Raw genomic sequence first — 19,726 nt, 5'->3', positions numbered from 1 at the left:
TCAGTGCCCGGCATAGTCGCCGAAGCTGCGGGCGTCGCTCGGTCCTCCGGCGGGGATCGGCGTCACCGCCGGCTCGGCTTCGTCGGGTGCATCGAGCGTGCCTTCCCAGCGCGCCACAACTGCGCTGGCGACGGCATTGCCGATCACATTGGTCGCGGTGCGGCCCATGTCGAGGAAATGGTCGACCGCCAGGATCAGCAGCACGCCGGCTTCGGGGATGTTGAAATGGGCCAGTGTGCCGGTGATGACGACAAGGCTGGCGCGCGGCACCCCGGCGATGCCCTTGCTGGTGATCATCAGGATCAGCAGCATCTGGATCATCGTGCCCCAGTCGAGATGGATGCCGTATGCCTGGGCAATGAAGATCGACGCGAACGTCATATACATCATCGAGCCGTCGAGATTGAACGAATAGCCGAGCGGGAGGACAAAGCTGGCAATGCGCGGCGGCACCCCGAACCGGTCGAGCGCGTCGAGCGTGCGCGGATAGGCTGCCTCGGACGAAGCGGTCGAGAAGCCGAGCAGGATCGGGTCGCGCAGATAGCGGATCAGCTGGCCGGTGCGCGGACCGACGACCAGGAAGCAGGCGCCGAGCAGCACCGTCCACAGTACGGCCAGGCCCAGGTAGAAGCTGCCCATGAAATAGGCGAGGTCGCCGACGACGCCCAGGCCCTTGGTAGCGAGCGTCCGCGCGACGGCGCAGAACACCGCCACTGGCGCGAACAGCATCACATAGCCGGTGACGGTCAGCATCACCGAAACCAGCGCTTCCAGTCCGTGCAGCAGCGGCTTCGCCTTCTCGCCCACCGCGGCCATGCCGACGCCGAAGAACAGCGAGAAGATCACCAGCTGGAGGATGTCATTGCTTGCCATCGCGTCGATGGCGCTGGTCGGGACGATATGGGTGAAGAACTTGGCGGCATCGAAGGCGGTGCGGTCGACGCCGCTGGAGGCATTGGCCGGCGGCAGCGGCAGGTGCAGCCCCGTGCCGGGATGCAGCAGATTGACGAGAATCAGGCCCAGCGTCAGCGATATCAGGCTGGCGCAGACGAACCAGAAGAACGCCTTGAAACCCACCCGGCCGATGGCGCCGCTGCCGCCCATATGGGCAATGCCGACCACCAGCGTCGAAATCACCAGCGGCGCGATGATCATCTTGATCAGGTGGAGGAACATCTGGGTCGGGATGTCGAGCCCATAGGCGATGCGCTCGAGCAGCGCCTTGCCCTCCGGCGTGCCGCCATAGCCGAGATTCAGCCCCCAGCCGATCAGCCCGCCCGCGAGCAGCGCCGCCAGAATGAACCAGGTAAGTCGTTTACCCACAAATGCTCCCCCGAAGAATCGTCGCGCGACGGAACGGGATTGTCGGCGTCGGGTCAAGCCCGGCGGCCCTGTTGCGGCGAGGCCGCGCGGCGGACGAAGGGCGAAGCGCTTGCTGTCACGCCCTTATTCCCTCTACCCAGGCACCCGGTTCGAGATGGGGGGCGTGGCATGATGGCATGGGGAATGACGCGGCGGCATCTGCTGGGCGGCATGGCGACGGCGCCTTTGCTGGGTATCCCGGCGATCGTCCGCGCCGCCGAGCCCGATCTTGCCGGGCTGCAGGACATGGCCGGCACCGCGCGCCCGATTGGCCCCGAGGAACGCCGCGCCCGCCTGGTGAAGGCGCAGGCGCTGATGAAAGCTGCCGGAATCGGCGCGGTGCTGATCGAGCCGGGTGCGAGCCTGGTCTATTTCACCGGCATCCGCTGGGGGCGCAGCGAGCGGCTGACTGCTGCGGTGCTTCCGGTCGAAGGCGAGCCGTGCATCGTCACGCCCTTTTTCGAGGAGCCGCGCACCCGGGAGACGCTGGCGATCCCGGCGGAGGTGCGGGTGTGGCAGGAGGATGAAGATCCGCTCGAGACTGTCGCGGGATTTCTGCGTGACCGTAAGCTGGCGGGCCTGCCAGTCGGCATCGAGGAGACGGTGCGCTTCTTTGCGGTCGACGGGCTGCAGAAGAACGGGTTGCGTGTCACGTCGGCGAACCCGGTCGTGCGCGGCTGCCGGATGATCAAGAGCCCGGCCGAACTGGCGCTGATGCAGCTCGCAACCGATATCACTATTGCTGCCTATCGCTTTGTCTATCCTCGCGTTGAAAAGGGGATGCGTCAGCGCGACGTTGCAGCATTGATGGACGCGGCGACGCGGAAGCTGGGCGGCGATCCGGAGTTCAGCCTGGTGCTGGTGGGGGAGGGGGCCGCCTATCCGCACGGCACGAAGACGCCTTCCCCGGTCGCCGATGGCGCGATCGTGTTGATGGACTGCGGCTGCAACGTGATGGGCTACCAGTCGGACGTGTCGCGCACCTTCGTCCATGGCACGGCGAGCACTGCCCAGCGCAAGGTGTGGGATCAGGTGGCGAAGGGCCAGCAGATCGCCTTCGCCGCCGCAAAGCTTGGCGCTCCGGCGGGCAGCGTCGACGATGCGGTGCGTGGCTATTATGCGTCGCTCGGCTATGGCCCGGACTACAAGCTGCCGGGCCTGTCGCATCGCACCGGCCACGGCATTGGCCTCGATGGGCACGAGCCGGTCAATCTGGTGCGCGGGGAAAAGACGAAGCTGGCACCGGGCATGTGCTTTTCGAACGAACCCGGCATCTACATCCCCGGCAGTTTCGGCGTGCGGCTGGAGGATTGCTTCCACATGACCGAGGCGGGGCCGAAATGGTTCAGCACGCCGCCGCGGTCGATCGATGCGCCAATGGGCTGAGACTGTGATGATGCGTCCCCTTGCTGGCATACTGGTGCTGATCGTCGCCATCGGCGTCGGCGGTACGCTGTCGTCGGTATTCCCCGGCGACTCGGGCCTGCCGTTGCGGCTCGCCGCCGATCTCGCGCTTCTGTTCGTCAGCCTTCTCGTGCACGAACTCGGCCACGCGGCAATGGCGGCGCGGCTCGGCGCGCAGGTGCGGACGATCGCGGTGCTGCCGTTCGAATATGGTGTTGCCCGGGGGAAGATCCGGCTGCGGTGGCGGATGGGGCGCGGCGACCTCGGCGGGTATGTCAGTTACACGCTCGACGCGATCGATGCCCGCCGCAAGCATGGGCTGATTGCGGTCGCGGGGCCGGCGGCGAATATCGGCCTGGCACTTGCGGCTGGGGCGGTGGCGGGCGCCTATGGCAGCGTGATCGCGGCGGCGCTGGCCTTCCAGTCCAGTGGCATGGCGATTGCCAACCTGGTGCCGTTCGATGGCAGCGATGGCGCCGGGGTCATGAAGTGGCTTTTGCCCAAACGAAGGAAGGGCGCGGCGCGATAACGATGCGTTTTGCTTGAGCGAAACGCATCGAGCCCCTAAGTCGGCGGCTTATGACGTCGACCAATGATATCCGCCGCTCGTTTCTCGACTATTTCGAGGGCCAGGGCCATGCCCGCGTCCCCAGCGCGCCGCTGGTGCCGCACAACGATCCCACGCTTATGTTCGTGAACGCCGGCATGGTGCCGTTCAAGAACGTGTTCACCGGCCTGGAATCGCGTCCTTACAGCACCGCGACCAGCAGCCAGAAGTGCGTGCGCGCGGGCGGCAAGCACAACGATCTCGACAATGTCGGCTACACCGCACGGCACCACACCTTCTTCGAGATGCTGGGCAATTTCTCGTTCGGCGATTATTTCAAGGAACAGGCGATCACCCATGCCTGGACCTTGCTCACCAAAGTGTGGGGCATCCCGGCCGAGAAGCTGACTGTCACGGTGTACCACACCGACGACCAGGCGTTCGAGCTGTGGAAGAAGATCGCGGGCCTGCCCGATCACAAGATTATCCGCATCCCGACCAAGGACAATTTCTGGGCGATGGGCGCGGATGGCCCCTGCGGTCCCTGCTCGGAAATTTTCTACGATCATGGCGAGCACATCTATGGTGGCCCGCCCGGATCGCCGGAGGAGGATGGCGACCGCTTCGTCGAGATCTGGAACCTCGTCTTCATGCAGTTCGTGCAGGAAAATGACCAGATTATCGGCGACCTGCCGCGACCCAGCATCGACACCGGCATGGGGCTGGAGCGCATCGCCGCCGTGCTCCAGGGCGTCCACAACAATTACGACATCGACACGTTCCGCGCGCTGATCGACCAGTCGGCTGCGCTGACCGCGACCCCCACCGATGGCGAGCAGGCCGCGAGCCACCGGGTGATCGCCGATCACCTGCGCTCGTCGGGCTTCCTTGTCGCGGACGGCGTGCTGCCGGCGAACGAGGGGCGCGGTTATGTGCTCCGTCGCATCATGCGCCGCGCGATGCGCCACGCGCACCTGCTTGGTGCCAAGGATCCGCTGATGCACCGGCTGGTGCCGTCGCTGGTCGCCGAGATGGGCGCTGCCTATCCCGAACTCGTCCGCGCCCAGCCGCTGATCGAGGCGACGCTGCTGCAAGAGGAAACCCGCTTCCGCCAGACGCTCGCCAACGGTCTGCGGCTGCTCGATGAGGCAACACAGGGGCTGAAGGCCGGCGACACGCTGCCGGGCGCAACCGCGTTCAAGCTCTATGACACCTATGGCTTCCCCTACGACCTGACCGAGGACGCGCTGCGCGCCAACGAGATCGGCGTCGACCGCGCCGGTTTCGACGCGGCGATGGCCGAGCAGAAGCGCGCCGCGCGCGCTGCCTGGAAAGGCTCGGGCGAGAAGGCATCGGAAGAGCTCTGGTACGATCTCGCCGACGAACTCGGCGGCACCGAGTTCACGGGTTATGTCGGCACCGAAGGCGAAGGCCAGGTGGTCGCGCTGGTGAAGGATGGCGCGCGGGTGGAGAAGGCAGTCGCCGGCGACACGGTTACCATCCTGACCAACCAGACGCCGTTCTACGGCGAGAGCGGTGGCCAGATGGGTGACGCCGGCGTAATCTCTAACGACAAACTCCGCGCGGTCATTGACGATACGTCGAAGCCGCTCGGCCGTCTCCACGCGCACCACGCCAAGATCGAAAGCGGCGACGTCGCTGTCGGTGACGCGGTGCATCTATCGGTCGATGTCGAGCGTCGCGATCAGGTCCGTGCGAACCACTCGGCGACGCACCTGCTGCACGCCGCGCTGCGCAAGCGGCTCGGCACCCATGTCAGCCAGAAGGGCAGCCTGGTGGCGCCCGAGCGGCTGCGCTTCGACTTTTCGCATCCCTCGGCGCTCACGCCGGCCGAAATCGCCGACATCGAAGCGGATGTGAACGCGCAGATTCGCCATAACGGCGTGGTCGAGACCCGGCTGATGACGCCGGATGACGCCATTGCGGCGGGCGCCATGGCGCTGTTCGGCGAGAAATATGGCGACGAGGTCCGCGTGCTGTCGATGGGCCGCGGCGAGGATGCGTCTTACTCCGTCGAACTGTGCGGTGGTACGCACGTCAACGCCACGGGCGACATTGCGATCTTCAAGATCATTTCGGAAAGTGCGGTCTCCTCTGGTGTGCGCCGCATTGAGGCGCTGACGGGCGAAGGCGCGCGTCAGTGGCTCAACGCTCGCGACGAGCGGCTGCGCGAAGCGGCCGCCGCGCTCAAGACGTCCCCCGACGACGTGCCGGCGCGCGTGGCCGCGCTGGTGGAAGAGCGTCGCAAGCTCGAGCGTGAGTTGGCCGAGGCGAAGAAGGCACTGGCACTCGGCGGCGGAGCAGGCGCTGCGCCGGCGGGTCCGGAGCAGGTGAACGGCATCAACTTCGTCGGCCAGGTGCTCGACGGGCTGGAGGCCAAGGCGCTGCGCGGCGCAGTCGACGAGGCCAAGACGCGGATCGGCAGTGGCGTCGTAGCGCTGGTCGCGGTAAACGAAGGCCGTGCATCGGTCGCGGTCGGCGTCACCGATGGCATCGGCGTCAGCGCAGTCGATCTGGTGAAGGTCGCCGTCGCGGTACTTGGCGGTCAGGGTGGCGGCGGCCGTCCGGACATGGCGCAGGGCGGCGGACCCGACGGCACAAAGGGCGCGGAGGCGCTCGCGGCTGTGAAGGCGGCGCTGGCGGAAAGCCCGGTCGCCGCCTGACAGGGCAGGGGATCAGCCCGGGGCGTAACCGTCCTCGGGCATCACCCAGATGGCGTTCTGCCCCATTTCGGGGTGGAGCACGCCGTCGATGGTCACGTTGACGGTCATGCCGTCCCCGGTAGGCACGTCGCGATAACAGCGTTCGTGCCCGGCCAGCGGCTGCAGCGCCAGCATCAACTTGCTCCGGGTGCTTGCGGCCGCAACCGGGGCCAGCGGCGCACCGGCGCTGCTGAGCTTGCCCGCGTTGAAATCGGCCGGCCGGATGCGGCTGCACACCGCGCCGTCCCGGACCTGCCCGAAGGTTGTGTATTCGAGAACAATCGTGGGATCGCGACTGACGATACCCGTCACGAGCGCATCGAAGCTCCCGTCGCCGCGCGGCGTATAGCGGACGATCGTATTGCAGGTGCGGTTGGTGCGATCCGGATCGACACAGCGAATCCGCCCTGTCTTGGCAGGCGCCAGCGGGTCGGCGGCGAGATCGGACTGGAGCGGCGAAAGCAGCGCGAGGGCGAAAGAAAACAATATCATATTCAGGCCTTTGTCGGGTCGGCGGTCTGGTTCAGGCGGGACCGGTTCAGGCGGGGCTCGCGCTCGATTCCGGCCGCTTCCTTGATCGCACGCCGCATCTCATCGCGCTTCTCGTGGATCGACGCAATCACCGGACCAACCGGGATCCCGACATCGACCAGCAGCGCTTCGGACAATTGCAACGAGCTTTCCAGCGTCTCTGGCACGGCATCGGTCGCACCTGCCTTGTATAGTTCGGCGGCATGGGTCGCGTCGCGGGCACGGGCGATGATCGGCAAATGCGGTACCCAGCCGCGCACACGCTTGGTCAGCCGCACGGTCAGCACCGGATCGTCCATCGTCAGAACCAGCGCCTTGGCGCGGCCGAGCTGAAGCTGGTCGACCAGTTCGCTGCGTGTCACATCGCCGAACAGCACGTGAAAGCCGTCACGGCGCGCCCGGGTCACATTGTCGATGTCAGCGTCAACACCGACATAGGGTTTGCCGTGCCTTCGCAGCATGTCTGCCACGGTGCGGCCGACTCGGCCGAAGCCGATGACGACCGTGCCGCCTTCTACCTGTGCCACTTCCTGCTCCGTGATATCCTCGGCGCGCTGGCCCTCGATCAGCCGGGCGATCATCTCCCCCGCCTTGGCCAGCAGCGGCGTGGCCGTGAGGCCAATTGCCGTTACGGAGGTCCAGAAGGCAGTGGTGGCGGGCGCGATCAACCCGGCCGCACCCGCGACACCCAGCACGATCAGCGTCGTTTCGGACGGGCTGGCCATCAGCACGCCGGCTTCCGCCGCGGTTCCCATCCGTGCACCGGAAAGCCGCAGCAGCAGGGTTGTGACGCCGACCTTGACCACCATCACCAGCAAGCTTGCGCCGAGCAGCGCTGCCCAGTTGAGAACCACAAAGCCCAGGTTGAGCCGCATGCCGACGGTGAGCAGGAAGACGCCCAGTGCGAGGCCCTTGAACGGCGCGGTGATGGCTTCGACTTCACCATGATATTCGGTCTCGGCAATCAGCAGTCCGGCGATAAGGGCGCCGACGATCGGGGACAGGCCCGCGGCTGTGGTCGCAAGGCTGGCGACGATCACCACCAGCAGGCTGGCCGCCAGGAATAGTTCGGGGCTTTTGGTGCGCGCGGCCTGGGCGAACATACGGGGCAGGATCATCCTTCCGCCCAGAAACAGCAGCGCAACTGTGGCGATACCCACCCCCAGCGTGGTGAGCAGACCCGTCACGCCCGCGCCACTCGCCGACGGCCCGAGCGCGCCGAGCAGAAAGATAATCGGCACCAGCGCAAGATCTTCGAACAACAGCATCGCGAACGCCGCGCGTCCGACCGCGCTGGTGGTACCGGCGATCGGGATCACGAGCGCGGTCGAGGACAGCGCGAGCGCAAGCCCGAGGCCGATCGCGCCGCCCGTACTCAAACCGGTCAGATAGAGCAGGGCGGCGAGTATCAGCCCGGCGCCGAAGAGTTCGGCGGCGCCTACGCCAAACACCAGCGTGCGCATCGTCCAGAGCCGCCGGAACGACAGCTCCAGCCCGATCGAGAACAATAGGAGGATTATGCCGAATTCGGCAAAGGGCTCGATCGAGTGCGCGTCCGAGATGGTGAGATAATAGAGCCACGGCGCCTTGCTGACGAGGCTACCAAGCCCGAACGGCCCGACCAGCGCGCCAACGAGAATGAAGCCGATCACCGGGCTGATGCGAAAGCGCGCAAAGGCGGGGATAACCAGGCCCGCAGCGCCCAGAATGACCAGCGTATCGCTGAAGCCGTGGTTGGACAGGTTCAGCATGGCTGTATGCCTGGCAAGCAGGCGCTATGGTCAGCATCTTGAAGGAAGGAAGGCCGATGGCCGGCGGCGAGGGGAAGGCGCTCGGTCATGGTCTAAGGGCAGCACGCGGGGCCCGAAGATGCAAGGAAAAAGGCCGCCTTGCCCGCTATTTCGTCATGAAGCGATGGGGAGCCGTGCGGCTCCCCATGCGTTGCCAGCCGCAGCTTACTTCCAGCTGCCCATCGCGGTTTCGAGGTTGACGCGGATCGCCTCGAAGAACTGTTCGGTCGTCATCCAGGCCTGATCCGGGCCGATCAGCAGCGCGAGGTCCTTGGTCATCTTGCCGCTTTCGACGGTCTCGATGCACACCTTTTCCAGCGTTTCGGCAAAACGGGTCACCTCGGGGGTGTTGTCGAACTTGCCGCGATACTTGAGACCGCCGGTCCAGGCGAAGATCGACGCAATCGGATTGGTCGAGGTGGCCTTGCCCTGCTGGTGCTGGCGGTAGTGACGGGTGACAGTGCCGTGGGCGGCTTCCGCCTCGATCGTCTTGCCGTCCGGGGTCATCAGCACCGAAGTCATTAGGCCCAGCGAGCCGAAGCCCTGCGCGACCTGATCCGACTGGACGTCGCCGTCATAGTTCTTGCACGCCCAGACGAATTCGCCGTGCCACTTGAGCGCGGAGGCGACCATGTCGTCGATCAGGCGGTGCTGATATTCGATACCGGCGGCCTTGTACTGCTCGGCGAACTCGGCCTCGAACACTTCCTGGAAAATGTCCTTGAAGCGACCGTCATAGGCCTTGAGGATGGTGTTCTTCGTCGACAGATAGAGCGGCCAGCCGCGGCCGAGCGCATAATTCATCGAAGCGCGGGCGAAATCGCGGATCGACTCGTCGAGATTGTACATGCCCATCGCGACGCCGGCGTTGGGGAAGTTGAACACTTCCTCCTCGATCGTCTCGCCATTCTCGCCTTCCCACTTCATGGTCAGCTTGCCCTTGCCGGGCACCTTGAAGTCGGTCGCCTTGTACTGGTCGCCAAATGCATGACGACCGACGACGATCGGCTTGGTCCAACCGGGAATCAGGCGCGGTACGTTCGAGATCACGATCGGCTCACGGAAGATCACGCCCCCCAGGATATTGCGGATCGTGCCGTTCGGCGACTTCCACATCTTCTTGAGGTTAAATTCCTCGACGCGCTGTTCGTCAGGAGTGATCGTCGCGCACTTCACGCCGACGCCATATTGCTTGATCGCGTTCGCCGAATCGATCGTGATCTGGTCGTTGGTTTCGTCGCGCTTCTGAACCGAAAGGTCGTAGTATTTCAGGTCGATGTCGAGATAGGGGAGGATCAGGCGCTCACGGATCCATTCCCAGATGATCCGCGTCATTTCGTCGCCGTCGATCTCCACGACGGGCGTTGCTACCTTGATCTTCGCCATAAGCTCGCTTTCCTGAGACAGTGGTTTTGGCGAGCGTCTAGGGGCAAGGGCGGGGGGGATCAAGCGCCCGCTGAACGGAGGCTGCGATGATCCCCTGATCTACTAACGCTTCCACGCCCACCAGAGCTGGGCAGGCGGCAGGTTCCACCATTCGATCGCGTGGTCGATCTCATCCCAAAGGGGCGTCAGGAAGTGCCGGACATTGGGATTGTATTGATAGACGAGAAAGGCCCCGCCCGGCCGCAATGCCGCATGGGTGGCGCGAGCTATCGCGTCGCCAACCCCATCTGGCAGCGTTGAAAAGGGTAGGCCGGAGGCAATGAAGTCTGCATGGGCAAAGCCGTTGTCGTGCACGATCTGTTGAACGTCTGCAGCAGAGCCGAGCACAGCCACGAAGCGCGGGTCGTCGATCGTCTGACGCAGATAACGGATGAAGTCCGGGTTGGTATCGATCGCAATCAGTTTGGCGTCGGGGCCGAGATGGTCGAGGATCGGGCGGGTAAAGGTGCCCACCCCCGGGCCATATTCAACAAACAGCCGGGTATTTTCCCAATCTACTTTCCCGAGCATGCGGCGGATCAATCGGTCCGAGGATTGGGCCACCGCGCCGACCATCACTGGCCGCTTCAAAAATTGCTGGAGAAAGAACATCCATGGCGAAGGAACGTCTGCAGGGCGGGTGCGGCGATGGCTGCGTCGCTTCGCGGCGGCGGTTGGAAAAGGCATCGGCATCCTTACGATTGTTACAAACAGGCGACAGCGCTGCGCAAAATCCAACGAACATGCAAGCGGCGCGGTTGCATGGCGCATCGGAGTGCGAAAAATTCTGCGGAAAACTGCGTGCGGCGGAGGCTGGCAGCCTGATACGGAGCGGCTCGGTCTAGGAAATGAAGGCCGAGGGCGCTAGACCGGGCCGTATGACGTCGCTCGACAAGACCCCGCTCGGAACCACCACTGTGAAGTGGCGCTTCCCGGACATCCATCCGGAAGGCCGCAAATATGTCCTGATCGCCGCTGCGATCACTCTCGCCAGCCTGTGGATCTGGGATTTCATCACCTGGCCGTTGGTGTTCCTCACGCTTGGCGTCGCTGCCTTCTTTCGCGACCCCGTGCGTGTCACACCGGTTGGCGAGGGGCTTATCGTCTCGCCCGCTGACGGTCTGGTCACGAAGATCGAGCGGGTGCCGCTGCCGCCCGAACTGGCGGGACCGCATGCGCTGGGCGACGAGCCGATGGTGCGCGTGTCGATTTTCATGAGCGTGTTCGACGTGCATGTGAACCGTACGCCGATCACCGGAACGATCCGCCACGTCATCTATATCTCCGGCAAGTTCATGAACGCCGATCTCGACAAGGCGAGCGACGAGAATGAGCGCCAGCACATGGTGGTTGAGGACAAGAACGGCCTGCGCGTGGGCTTCACCCAGATCGCCGGGCTGATCGCACGCCGGATCGTCAGCTTCGTGAAGCCGGGTGATCTCGTGGTGACCGGACAGCGGGTCGGGCTTATCCGCTTCGGCAGCCGCGTCGATGTGTTCATCCCCGAAGGCTATGGCTGCCAGGTCGCGCTGGGGCAGCGCGCCGTGGCAGGGGAAACGGTAATCGCACGCCGCAACGTACCGAACGTCGCAGGCGTCGCGCAATGACCCCAACTCGTCCGCGCCCGGGGCGCGGAATACCGCTGCGGGCGGTGTTGCCCAACACCGTGACGGCGCTTGCGCTCTGTTCGGGCCTCACCGGTATCCGCTTCGCCATTCTCGGCAATTGGGAAGCGGCGGTGCTGATGGTACTGGCGGCAGCGGTGCTCGACGGCATCGACGGGCGCATCGCCCGGCTGGTCCGCGCCGAGAGCCGCTTCGGAGCCGAGCTGGACAGTTTGTCCGATGCAATCTCCTTCGGCGTGGCACCGGCGCTGATCCTCTATCTCTGGTCGCTCCAGACGCTCGGACGTTTCGGCTGGCTGATCGCGCTGCTGCACGCATTATTCTGCGCGCTCCGCCTTGCCCGCTTCAACGCCCAGATCGACCTGGAACATCAGCCGCACAAATCCGCCGGCTTTCTGACCGGCGTTCCGGCGCCGGCGGGGGCGGCGCTTGCGCTGACGCCGCTCTATCTGTGGCTGTGGACAGGGGAAGATGCCATCCGTCAGCCGGTGCTGATCGCAGCATGGGCCGCGTTCATTGCCGTGCTGATGGTCTCGAGCGTCGCTACATTCGGTCCGGCTATCCGGTTGCGGAGCCGAGTGCGGTTCGAGGCGATCGTTATCCTTGTCGGGCTGGTTGCGGCGCTCGTATCCGCGCCATGGACGACGCTGGCGATACTCACCCTTGCCTATCTGCTTTCTATCCCGTTCAGCATGCGCGCCTATCGCCGGGTCAGGCGGCTGCGCGCTGCGGCTGCGGGCGACGGAGCGGCAACCGGGCCGGCACCGCGCGAACCCGAACACGGCTAAGCTGCGGCGGGGCAGCGACAGGCGCGGACGCGGCTGCAAAGAGCTCGGCGAAGCGATGGCGCTGGGCGGCGATGCTCGTCACCAGCGTCCAGAGGGCGAGCGCGAAAGCCGCGCCGAAGAGCAATCCGATAGCGATCCCAGTCATCTTCCGGCTCCCAACCACACGCCACCACCGGCGAGAATCCAATATTCTCAACCCATTAGCGCGTCGTGCTGTTCCATGTGCGTGTTGTGAACTCTTTATGTTCCATTAACGTTCCATCGTCAAGCGGTGTTCTGAAAATGTTCTAGGCTTGCGCAGCTTTGGCAATTCGAGTAAGCGCGCCGCCTCAACCCCGCATGGGAAGCACCATAACCCGGTGTCCGGCGCTGTTCGGATGTCCGCTTCCCAGAGGATCAACCGGAAGGAGATATCCCTATGGCGGCACCTGTCGTCACCATGCAGCAGCTGCTCGAATCGGGCGCGCATTTCGGCCACCAGACCCACCGCTGGAACCCGAAGATGAAACCGTACATCTTCGGTGATCGCAACGGCGTTCACATCATCGACCTTTCGCAGACCGTTCCGCTGTTCGCCCGCGCGCTCGAGTTCGTCAGCTCGACCGTTGCCGCCGGCGGCAAGGTGCTGTTCGTCGGCACCAAGCGCCAGGCGCAGGAGCCGGTTGCCGAAGCAGCCCGTCGCGCGGGCCAGCACTTCGTCAACCACCGCTGGCTGGGCGGCATGCTCACCAACTGGAAGACTATCAGCCAGTCGATCAAGCGCCTCAAGACGCTGGAAGAGCAGCTTTCAGGTGACACGCACGGTCTGACCAAGAAGGAAGTGCTGCAGCTCACCCGCGAGCGCGACAAGCTGGAGCTGTCGCTGGGCGGCATCCGCGACATGGGCGGCATTCCCGACATCATGTTCGTGATCGACGCGAACAAGGAAGAGCTTGCGATCAAGGAAGCCAACACGCTGGGCATCCCCGTCGTCGCGATCCTCGATTCGAACGTGTCGCCGGACGGCATCGCATTCCCGGTTCCGGGCAATGACGACGCCAGCCGTGCGATCCGCCTGTACTGCGAGGCCATTGCGATCGCCGCGACCCGCGGTGGCCACGAGGCGCTGGCGCAGCAGGGCTATGACTTCGGTGCTGCCGAGCAGCCGCCGGTCGAGGAAGCCGTCGAGGCCGAGCGTCAGCTCGACGCCTGATCGCCTGCGTCATCGAACCGTAATCGGGGCGGGGCAGGGCGATACGCACTGCTCCGCCCGAATTTTAGCTGAGGAATAGGAAAATGGCCGAGATCACTGCAGCCGCCGTCAAGGAGCTCCGCGAAAAGAGCGGTGCCGGCATGATGGATTGCAAGAAGGCGCTCTCCGAGACCAATGGCGACATGGAAGCCGCAGCCGACTGGCTGCGCGCCAAGGGGCTCGCCGCCGCCGCCAAGAAGTCGAGCCGCACCGCCGCTGAAGGCCTGGTCGGCCTGGCCGTTGCCGGCACCAAGGGTGTTGCCGTCGAAGTCAACTCGCAGACTGACTTCGTCGCCAAGAACGAGATCTTCCAGAATTTCGTCCGTGAAACGACCGCGCTGGCGCTGGAAGCTGGTGACGACATCGCCACGATCAAGGCCGCCAAGATGGCGTCGGGCCAGACCGTTGACGAAGCGCTGACCGCCAACATTGCCACCATCGGCGAGAACCAGGTGCTGCGTCGCGCCAAGAAGGTCGAAGTCGCCAACGGCGCGGTGATCCCGTACGTCCACAACGCAGCGGCCCCGGGCCTCGGCAAGATCGGCGTGCTGGTCGCGCTCGAATCGGACGCCGGTGTCGACGTGCTCGAGCCGCTGGGCAAGCAGCTTGCGATGCACATCGCCGCGGCCTTCCCCCTGGCGCTCGACGAGAGCGGCTTGGACCAGGACGTTCTCGCCCGCGAGCGTGCGATCGCTGCCGAAAAGGCGGCCGAGAGCGGCAAGCCGGCCGAGATCATCGAGAAGATGGTCGATGGCGCGGTGAAGAAGTTCGCCAAGGAAAACGCCCTGCTCAGCCAGCTGTTCGTGATGGACGGCAAAACCCCGGTGTCTGACGTCATCGCCAAGGCGGCGAAGGACTCGGGCTCGGCGATTGTGCTGAAGGACTATGTCCGCTTCCAGCTCGGCGAAGGCATCGAGAAGGAAGAGAGCGACTTCGCAGCTGAAGTGGCGGCGACTGCCGGTCTCACCAAGTAACAGGGGCGCCGGGGCGGGCCGTCTGCACGGCTTTTCCCCGGCATCTCCGCTTGTTCGCGCGGCGCGGCACCTCTAAGGTCCGCGCCGCTTCGTTATCTGCCCCTTACCAAAGGCTCCCATGACCGCTCCCCGATTCCGCCGCATTCTCCTCAAACTGTCTGGCGAGGTCCTGATGGGGCAGGGTCAGTTCGGGATCGATCCCGCCACCTGCGAGCGGGTTGCGCTGGAAGTGAAGGAAGCCAAGGATAGCGGCCTGGAAATCTGCATGGTGGTCGGCGGTGGCAACATCTTTCGGGGCCTGGCCGGGGCGGCGCAGGGGTTCGACCGGGCAAGCGCCGACTATATGGGCATGCTGGCGACGGTGATGAACGCGCTGGCGATGCAGAACGCGCTGGAGAAGGTGGGCGTCGATACCCGCGTCCAGTCCGCCATTCCGATGGCCAGCGTGTGTGAACCCTATATCCGCCGCCGCGCCGAGCGGCACATGGAAAAGGGCCGCGTGGTGCTGTTTGCCGCGGGTACCGGCCTGCCGTTCTTCACCACCGACACCACGGCTGCGCTGCGCGCCGCCGAAATGAATTGCGATGCGCTGTTCAAGGGCACTTCGGTCGATGGCGTGTACGACGCCGATCCCAAGAAGGTGCCGACCGCAACGCGCTATGAAACGCTGAGCTACGATCGCGTTCTCGCCGATAATTTGAAGGTAATGGACGCCTCCGCCGTGGCGCTGTGCCGCGACAATCATATTCCGATCGTGGTGTTCAACATCCGGGGCGAGGGCAATCTCGCTTCGGTGCTGCGGGGCGAGGGTACTTCCACCATCGTCCAGAGCGCAGACGCCGCCTGAACCCTTTCGCAGGACTGAAAAGGAGAGCCGACAATGGCCGCTTACGACAAGGCCGATCTCGAACGCCGCATGGCCGGTGCCGTCGAATCGCTGAAGCACGATCTTGCCGGTCTGCGCACCGGCCGCGCTTCCACCTCGCTGCTCGACCCGGTGACGGTCGAGGTCTATGGCGCGCAAATGCCGATCACCCAGGTGGCGACGGTGTCGGCGCCCGAGCCGCGCCTGCTTTCGGTGCAGGTGTGGGACAAGTCGAACGTCGGCCCGGTCGACAAGGCGATCCGTTCCGCGGGTCTGGGCCTCAACCCGATTGTCGACGGTCAGACGCTGCGCCTGCCGATCCCGGATCTGACCGAGGAGCGCCGCAAGGAACTGGCCAAGCTCGCCGGCCAATATGCCGAAAAGGCCCGCATCGCCGTGCGCAACGTGCGTCGCGACGGCATGGACAGCCTGAAGACCGACGAAAAGAAGGGCGTGTTCGGCGAGGACGAGCGCAAGCGCCATGAGACCGAGGTGCAGAAGCTGACCGATTCGACGATCGCCGAGCTCGATGCGGCGGCGGCGGCCAAGGAAAAGGAAATCCTGGGCAAGTGATGCGCGGGGGCTCTCCGGTGATCGCCGGAAAGGCGCGTGCGCGTGGCTGCTAGGCCTGCCGAAGCGGCAGGCGACGGCACACCGCCGCCGCGCCATGTCGCCATCATCATGGACGGGAACGGGCGCTGGGCGAAGAAGCGCCTGTTACCGCGCATTGCCGGGCATCGCCAGGGCGTGGAGGCTGTGCGGCGTGTCAGCCGTGCCGCGCGCACGCTCGGCATCGAAGTCCTGACGCTCTACGCCTTTTCGTCGGAAAACTGGCGGCGTCCCGAAGACGAGGTCCGCGACCTGATGGGGCTGCTGCGCCATTTTCTGGCGAGCGAGCTGGACGAACTGGTGAGCGAAGGCGTGCGCCTGCGCGTGATCGGCGACTGGCGGCGGCTTTCCCCTGACCTGGTGGCGATGATCGACGCGGCCGTGGCGCGCACCGCCGACAATCCCGGCCCCACGCTGGTGATAGCGCTCAATTACGGCGCACAGGCAGAAATATTGACGGCGGTCCGCAGCCTTGCCGAACAGGCACGCGACGGCACGCTCGATCCGGCAACGATCGACGAACTGCGATTCGAGAATGAACTCGAGACGGCGGGGCTGCCGCCCCTCGATCTGTTGATCCGCACCTCGGGCGAGCAGCGGCTGTCGAATTTCCTGCTGTGGCAGGCGGCCTATGCCGAATTATTGTTTGTTGATACGCTGTGGCCAGACTTCACTGAACGTACGCTGGCCGAGGCGCTGGCGCAGTTCGGGCGGCGGCATCGCCGCTTCGGTGGATTGTGAGCAAGACGTCCGATCTCAAGACGCGGCTGATCGTCGGGCTGGCGCTGGTCGCGCTGGCGCTGGCGGCGCTATGGGCGGGCGGTTTCGGCTTCTGGCTGGTCATCTGTGTGGCGGCGATCCTGATGGTCGGCGAATGGGCCGGGCTGGTGCACGCCTCCGCGCGTGAGACGCGGCTCAGCCAATATGTGCTGTCGGTGCCGCTCGCGATACTGTGTCCGCTCGCGGCGGGCGTGAGCGCTTTCGCGCTTGGACTGATCGCGGGGGCCTTCTTTTTCATCGCCATCGTCACCCGCAATGCGAAGCTGGCGGCGGGACAGCTTTATGTCGGCATCCCCGTATTCGCACTGCTGCTGCTGCGCTCGCACCCGAACGGCTTTGCGATCACGCTGTGGAGCATGGCCATCGTCTGGGCATGCGATACCGGTGCCTATTTCGCCGGTCGGGCGATCGGCGGACCGAAGCTGGCACCGGCGATCAGCCCCAACAAGACCTGGGCGGGGCTGTGCGGCGGCGTTGCGGCTTCGGTGCTGTTCACCTGGGCCTTTGCTGCATCGGTGCCGGCGCTTGGCATGACTGCGGCGATGCTGCTGATGGCGCCCGTGCTGGCGGTTCTTTCGCAGATCGGCGATCTGTTCGAGAGTCATTTGAAGCGGGTTGCGGGCGTGAAGGATTCGGGCACGCTGCTGCCTGGCCATGGCGGCATTCTCGACCGGCTGGACGGGCTGGTGTTCGCGGCCCCGGCTGCGGGACTATTTTTCGCGCTGTACCATTGGGTGGCGCTGGGAGGTTTCTGGTGGTGAAACGCATCACCGTCCTGGGGGCGACAGGATCGGTGGGAAGCTCGACGCTGGATCTGGTCGAGCGCAATGCCGACCAGTTCGAAGTCGTCGCGCTGACCGCCAATAGCGACGTGGAAAAGCTCGCTGCCGCTGCGCTGAGGACGCGCGCGCGTTGTGCCGTGGTGGCGGATGAGCGCTGCCTGCCGGCGCTGCGCGAGCGGCTTGCCGGCTCTGGCATCGAGGCTCGGGGCGGGGCGGATGCCGTGTGCGAGGCGGCCCGCATGGGCGCCGACTGGACCATGGCCGCGATCGTCGGCACCGCCGGCCTGAAGCCGGTGATGGCCGCGCTCGAAGGCGGCGGCACTGTCGCGCTGGCGAACAAGGAGTCGCTGGTGTCTGCCGGCGACGTGATGATGGCGGCGGCGCAGGCGCACGGCACGACGCTGCTGCCGGTCGATTCCGAGCATAATGCCGTGTTCCAATGCCTCGATCGCACGGCGCCGAAGGGCGTTCGGCGGATCATCCTCACGGCCAGCGGCGGCCCGTTCCGCGAAACGCCGCTGGAGGCGATGGGCAGTATCACCCCGGCACAGGCGGTGGCGCACCCCAACTGGTCGATGGGCGCCAAGATTTCAGTCGATTCGGCGACGATGATGAACAAGGGGCTCGAACTGATCGAGGCCTTTCATCTGTTTCCGGTGCGGGCGGAGCAGCTCGGCGTGCTGGTCCATGCTCAATCGGTCGTGCATTCGATGGTCGAGTATGTCGACGGATCGGTGCTGGCGCAGCTCGGCACGCCGGACATGCGCACACCGATCGCCTATGCGCTTGCCTGGCCCGAACGGATGGAGACGCCGTGCGCACCGCTCGATCTGGCGGCGGTGGGGCGGCTGGACTTTGCCGATCCCGATTTCACGCGCTTTCCGGCGCTCAAGCTTGCCTTTGAGGTGCTGGCGGCCGGCGATGCCCGTCCGGCGATCCTGAATGCGGCCAATGAAGTTGCGGTTGCAGCTTTCCTTGCCGGGCGGCTTCGGTTTCTTGAAATTGCCGCAATCTCTGCCGATACGCTTGCACGCTATGACCCGGCCGCTCCGGATACGCTCGACGCCGTACTGGCCATCGACGAAGAAGCGCGGCGCTATGCGGTCGAGCGAGTGAAGGACTGCGTCGTTTGATCGAGACTCCCGGCATCCTGCTCACCGTTCTGGCGTTCGCGCTGGTGATCGGGCCGCTCGTTTTTCTGCACGAGTTGGGGCATTATCTCGCCGGACGGCTGTTCGGCGTGAAAGCCGAGGAATTTTCGATCGGCTTCGGCCGCGAAGTCGCCGGCTTTACCGATCGTCGCGGCACGCGCTGGAAATTCGGCTGGCTGCCGCTGGGTGGGTATGTCCGCTTCGCCGGCGACATGAACCCGGCGAGCCAGCCTTCGCCCGAATGGCTGCAACTGCCGCCGCAGGAGCGTGCGCGGACCTTCCAGGCAAAGCCGCTCTGGCAACGCGCGATCATCGTCGCGGCGGGGCCGATCGCCAATTTCATCATCGCCATCCTGATCCTGTCGGCTTTTGCGCTCGCCTTTGGCCAGAACCGCACGCCCAGCGTGGTGGGCGGGGTGGCGCCGCACAGCGCAGCCGCTGCGGCTGGGCTGCGGACCGGGGACCGGATCGTCTCGCTCGGCGGCCGCCCGGTCGAGACGTTCGGCGACATGGTGCAATATACCCAGCTTCGCCCGGGCGAGCCGGTCCGGATCGTCTATACGCGCGGTGGTGTCGAGGCGTCGGCCGATACAGTGATCGGCGTGCGAACCGAACAGGACCGGTTCGGCAACCAGTTCCGCATCGGCGTACTGGGCATCGCCGCCGGCGCACCTGTCTATGAACTGGTGAGCCCGCTTCAGGCCCCGCTGATTGGCCTTCGCATGACCGGCGAAATCGTTCAGAGCACGCTCGATGGGCTGGGCCAGATCATCAGTGGTCGACGCTCGGTGTCCGAACTGGGCGGGCCGCTGCGAATCGCACAGGTATCCGGCGAGCGGCTGGCGATGGGGCCGACCGAATTCGTTTTCCTGATTGCCCTGATTTCAATTAATCTGGGGTTCATCAATCTGTTGCCAGTCCCGGTTCTGGATGGCGGGCATCTATTATTCTACGCAGTCGAAGCGGTCCGCCGGCGCCCGGTGGAACCGCGTGTGATGGAATGGGCGTTCCGTGGCGGCATGCTCGCGATTCTCGCGCTCATGCTGTTGGTGACGCTGAACGATCTGGGCGCATTCGGTGTGTGGAGAAAACTGGCCGGCTTGCACGGCTGAAGGGGTTCGGGCAGGGGCGATACGCGC

At 65.1% G+C, this 19,726-nt stretch carries 18 protein-coding genes; 13 read left to right on the top strand and 5 right to left on the bottom strand.

Annotated elements, in window-relative coordinates; translation table 11 throughout:
- Nucleotides 1-1,323, bottom strand: coding sequence for a dicarboxylate/amino acid:cation symporter (locus tag ACT53K_RS07090; protein ID WP_476227859.1), 1,323 nt, complete (start codon nucleotides 1,321-1,323; stop codon nucleotides 1-3).
- Between the two features lie 171 nt (nucleotides 1,324-1,494).
- Here ACT53K_RS07090 and ACT53K_RS07085 point away from each other — a divergent pair, with 171 nt between their 5' ends.
- Genes ACT53K_RS07085 through alaS form a run of 3 tightly spaced genes read left to right on the top strand, consistent with a single transcriptional unit; the run spans nucleotide 1,495 to nucleotide 5,997 of the window.
- Nucleotides 1,495-2,748 (top strand): M24 family metallopeptidase, encoded by a 1,254-nt coding sequence (locus ACT53K_RS07085; RefSeq protein ID WP_476228003.1) that lies wholly within the window; start codon nucleotides 1,495-1,497, stop codon nucleotides 2,746-2,748.
- Nucleotides 2,749-2,755: 7 nt separating this feature from the next.
- The gene (locus ACT53K_RS07080; RefSeq protein ID WP_476227858.1) at nucleotides 2,756-3,295 is read left to right on the top strand and encodes a site-2 protease family protein; all 540 of its coding nucleotides are present in this window, start codon (nucleotides 2,756-2,758) and stop codon (nucleotides 3,293-3,295) included.
- A 50-nt stretch (nucleotides 3,296-3,345) separates the two neighbouring features.
- Complete coding sequence (alaS, locus tag ACT53K_RS07075; protein WP_476227857.1) at nucleotides 3,346-5,997, top strand: alanine--tRNA ligase; 2,652 nt, start codon at nucleotides 3,346-3,348, stop codon at nucleotides 5,995-5,997.
- Between the two features lie 12 nt (nucleotides 5,998-6,009).
- Here alaS and ACT53K_RS07070 read toward each other — a convergent pair whose 3' ends face one another.
- From ACT53K_RS07070 to ACT53K_RS07055, 4 genes are all read right to left on the bottom strand, one after another.
- The gene (locus ACT53K_RS07070; protein ID WP_476227856.1) at nucleotides 6,010-6,528 is read right to left on the bottom strand and encodes a hypothetical protein; all 519 of its coding nucleotides are present in this window, start codon (nucleotides 6,526-6,528) and stop codon (nucleotides 6,010-6,012) included.
- Between the two features lie 2 nt (nucleotides 6,529-6,530).
- On the bottom strand, nucleotides 6,531-8,318 hold the full coding sequence (locus ACT53K_RS07065; RefSeq protein ID WP_476227855.1) for a cation:proton antiporter domain-containing protein: 1,788 nt from the start codon (nucleotides 8,316-8,318) through the stop codon (nucleotides 6,531-6,533).
- A 204-nt stretch (nucleotides 8,319-8,522) separates the two neighbouring features.
- A complete protein-coding gene (locus ACT53K_RS07060) occupies nucleotides 8,523-9,743 on the bottom strand; it encodes an NADP-dependent isocitrate dehydrogenase (protein ID WP_476227854.1) in 1,221 nt (406 codons plus the stop codon).
- Nucleotides 9,744-9,845: 102 nt separating this feature from the next.
- A complete protein-coding gene (locus ACT53K_RS07055) occupies nucleotides 9,846-10,469 on the bottom strand; it encodes a class I SAM-dependent methyltransferase (RefSeq protein WP_476228002.1) in 624 nt (207 codons plus the stop codon).
- Nucleotides 10,470-10,660: 191 nt separating this feature from the next.
- On the opposite strand from ACT53K_RS07055, the gene ACT53K_RS07050 reads away from it, so the two are divergent.
- From ACT53K_RS07050 to ACT53K_RS07005, 10 genes are all read left to right on the top strand, one after another.
- A complete protein-coding gene (locus ACT53K_RS07050; protein ID WP_476227853.1) occupies nucleotides 10,661-11,389 on the top strand; it encodes a phosphatidylserine decarboxylase in 729 nt (242 codons plus the stop codon).
- On the top strand, nucleotides 11,386-12,195 hold the full coding sequence (pssA, locus tag ACT53K_RS07045; RefSeq protein ID WP_476227852.1) for a CDP-diacylglycerol--serine O-phosphatidyltransferase: 810 nt from the start codon (nucleotides 11,386-11,388) through the stop codon (nucleotides 12,193-12,195). Before ACT53K_RS07050 ends, pssA begins: the two co-directional genes overlap by 4 nt.
- A 418-nt stretch (nucleotides 12,196-12,613) precedes the next feature.
- Nucleotides 12,614-13,387, top strand: a complete 774-nt coding sequence (gene rpsB, locus ACT53K_RS07040) for a 30S ribosomal protein S2 (protein ID WP_476227851.1) — start codon at nucleotides 12,614-12,616, stop codon at nucleotides 13,385-13,387.
- A gap of 83 nt (nucleotides 13,388-13,470) precedes the next feature.
- A complete protein-coding gene (gene tsf / locus ACT53K_RS07035; protein WP_476227850.1) occupies nucleotides 13,471-14,400 on the top strand; it encodes a translation elongation factor Ts in 930 nt (309 codons plus the stop codon).
- A 118-nt stretch (nucleotides 14,401-14,518) separates the two neighbouring features.
- Complete coding sequence (gene pyrH, locus ACT53K_RS07030) at nucleotides 14,519-15,247, top strand: UMP kinase (protein WP_476227849.1); 729 nt, start codon at nucleotides 14,519-14,521, stop codon at nucleotides 15,245-15,247.
- Between the two features lie 33 nt (nucleotides 15,248-15,280).
- Complete coding sequence (frr, locus tag ACT53K_RS07025; protein WP_476227848.1) at nucleotides 15,281-15,838, top strand: ribosome recycling factor; 558 nt, start codon at nucleotides 15,281-15,283, stop codon at nucleotides 15,836-15,838.
- Between the two features lie 108 nt (nucleotides 15,839-15,946).
- The gene (gene uppS / locus ACT53K_RS07020; protein ID WP_476228001.1) at nucleotides 15,947-16,615 is read left to right on the top strand and encodes a polyprenyl diphosphate synthase; all 669 of its coding nucleotides are present in this window, start codon (nucleotides 15,947-15,949) and stop codon (nucleotides 16,613-16,615) included.
- Entirely contained in the window at nucleotides 16,612-17,415 is an 804-nt protein-coding gene (locus tag ACT53K_RS07015; protein ID WP_476227847.1) for a phosphatidate cytidylyltransferase, read from the top strand. The genes uppS and ACT53K_RS07015 overlap by 4 nt, the downstream gene beginning before the upstream one ends.
- A complete protein-coding gene (dxr, locus tag ACT53K_RS07010) occupies nucleotides 17,412-18,569 on the top strand; it encodes a 1-deoxy-D-xylulose-5-phosphate reductoisomerase (protein WP_476228000.1) in 1,158 nt (385 codons plus the stop codon). Before ACT53K_RS07015 ends, dxr begins: the two co-directional genes overlap by 4 nt.
- Nucleotides 18,566-19,699, top strand: a complete 1,134-nt coding sequence (locus ACT53K_RS07005) for a M50 family metallopeptidase (protein WP_476227846.1) — start codon at nucleotides 18,566-18,568, stop codon at nucleotides 19,697-19,699. The genes dxr and ACT53K_RS07005 overlap by 4 nt, the downstream gene beginning before the upstream one ends.
- Nucleotides 19,700-19,726: the final 27 nt, after the last annotated feature.

The sequence above is a fragment of the Sphingomonas sp. DMC8 genome (genome assembly GCF_056314185.1).
The sequence above is the reverse complement of the archived record's forward strand: the minus strand, read 5'-3'. Positions and strand labels throughout refer to the sequence as shown.

Excerpts from the sequence above, each read along its gene's own strand:
- tsf (WP_476227850.1), top strand. The coding sequence starts at position 13,471 with ATGGCCGAGATCACTGCAGCCGCCGTCAAGGAGCTCCGCGAAAAGAGC.
- rpsB (WP_476227851.1), top strand. The coding sequence starts at position 12,614 with ATGGCGGCACCTGTCGTCACCATGCAGCAGCTGCTCGAATCGGGCGCG.
- frr (WP_476227848.1), top strand. The coding sequence starts at position 15,281 with ATGGCCGCTTACGACAAGGCCGATCTCGAACGCCGCATGGCCGGTGCC.
- pssA (WP_476227852.1), top strand. The coding sequence starts at position 11,386 with ATGACCCCAACTCGTCCGCGCCCGGGGCGCGGAATACCGCTGCGGGCG.
- ACT53K_RS07085 (WP_476228003.1), top strand. The coding sequence starts at position 1,495 with ATGGCATGGGGAATGACGCGGCGGCATCTGCTGGGCGGCATGGCGACG.
- ACT53K_RS07050 (WP_476227853.1), top strand. The coding sequence starts at position 10,661 with ATGACGTCGCTCGACAAGACCCCGCTCGGAACCACCACTGTGAAGTGG.
- ACT53K_RS07080 (WP_476227858.1), top strand. The coding sequence starts at position 2,756 with ATGATGCGTCCCCTTGCTGGCATACTGGTGCTGATCGTCGCCATCGGC.
- pyrH (WP_476227849.1), top strand. The coding sequence starts at position 14,519 with ATGACCGCTCCCCGATTCCGCCGCATTCTCCTCAAACTGTCTGGCGAG.
- ACT53K_RS07055 (WP_476228002.1), bottom strand. The coding sequence starts at position 10,469 with ATGCCTTTTCCAACCGCCGCCGCGAAGCGACGCAGCCATCGCCGCACC.
- ACT53K_RS07065 (WP_476227855.1), bottom strand. The coding sequence starts at position 8,318 with ATGCTGAACCTGTCCAACCACGGCTTCAGCGATACGCTGGTCATTCTG.
- uppS (WP_476228001.1), top strand. The coding sequence starts at position 15,947 with ATGGACGGGAACGGGCGCTGGGCGAAGAAGCGCCTGTTACCGCGCATT.
- ACT53K_RS07070 (WP_476227856.1), bottom strand. The coding sequence starts at position 6,528 with ATGATATTGTTTTCTTTCGCCCTCGCGCTGCTTTCGCCGCTCCAGTCC.
- alaS (WP_476227857.1), top strand. The coding sequence starts at position 3,346 with ATGACGTCGACCAATGATATCCGCCGCTCGTTTCTCGACTATTTCGAG.
- ACT53K_RS07060 (WP_476227854.1), bottom strand. The coding sequence starts at position 9,743 with ATGGCGAAGATCAAGGTAGCAACGCCCGTCGTGGAGATCGACGGCGAC.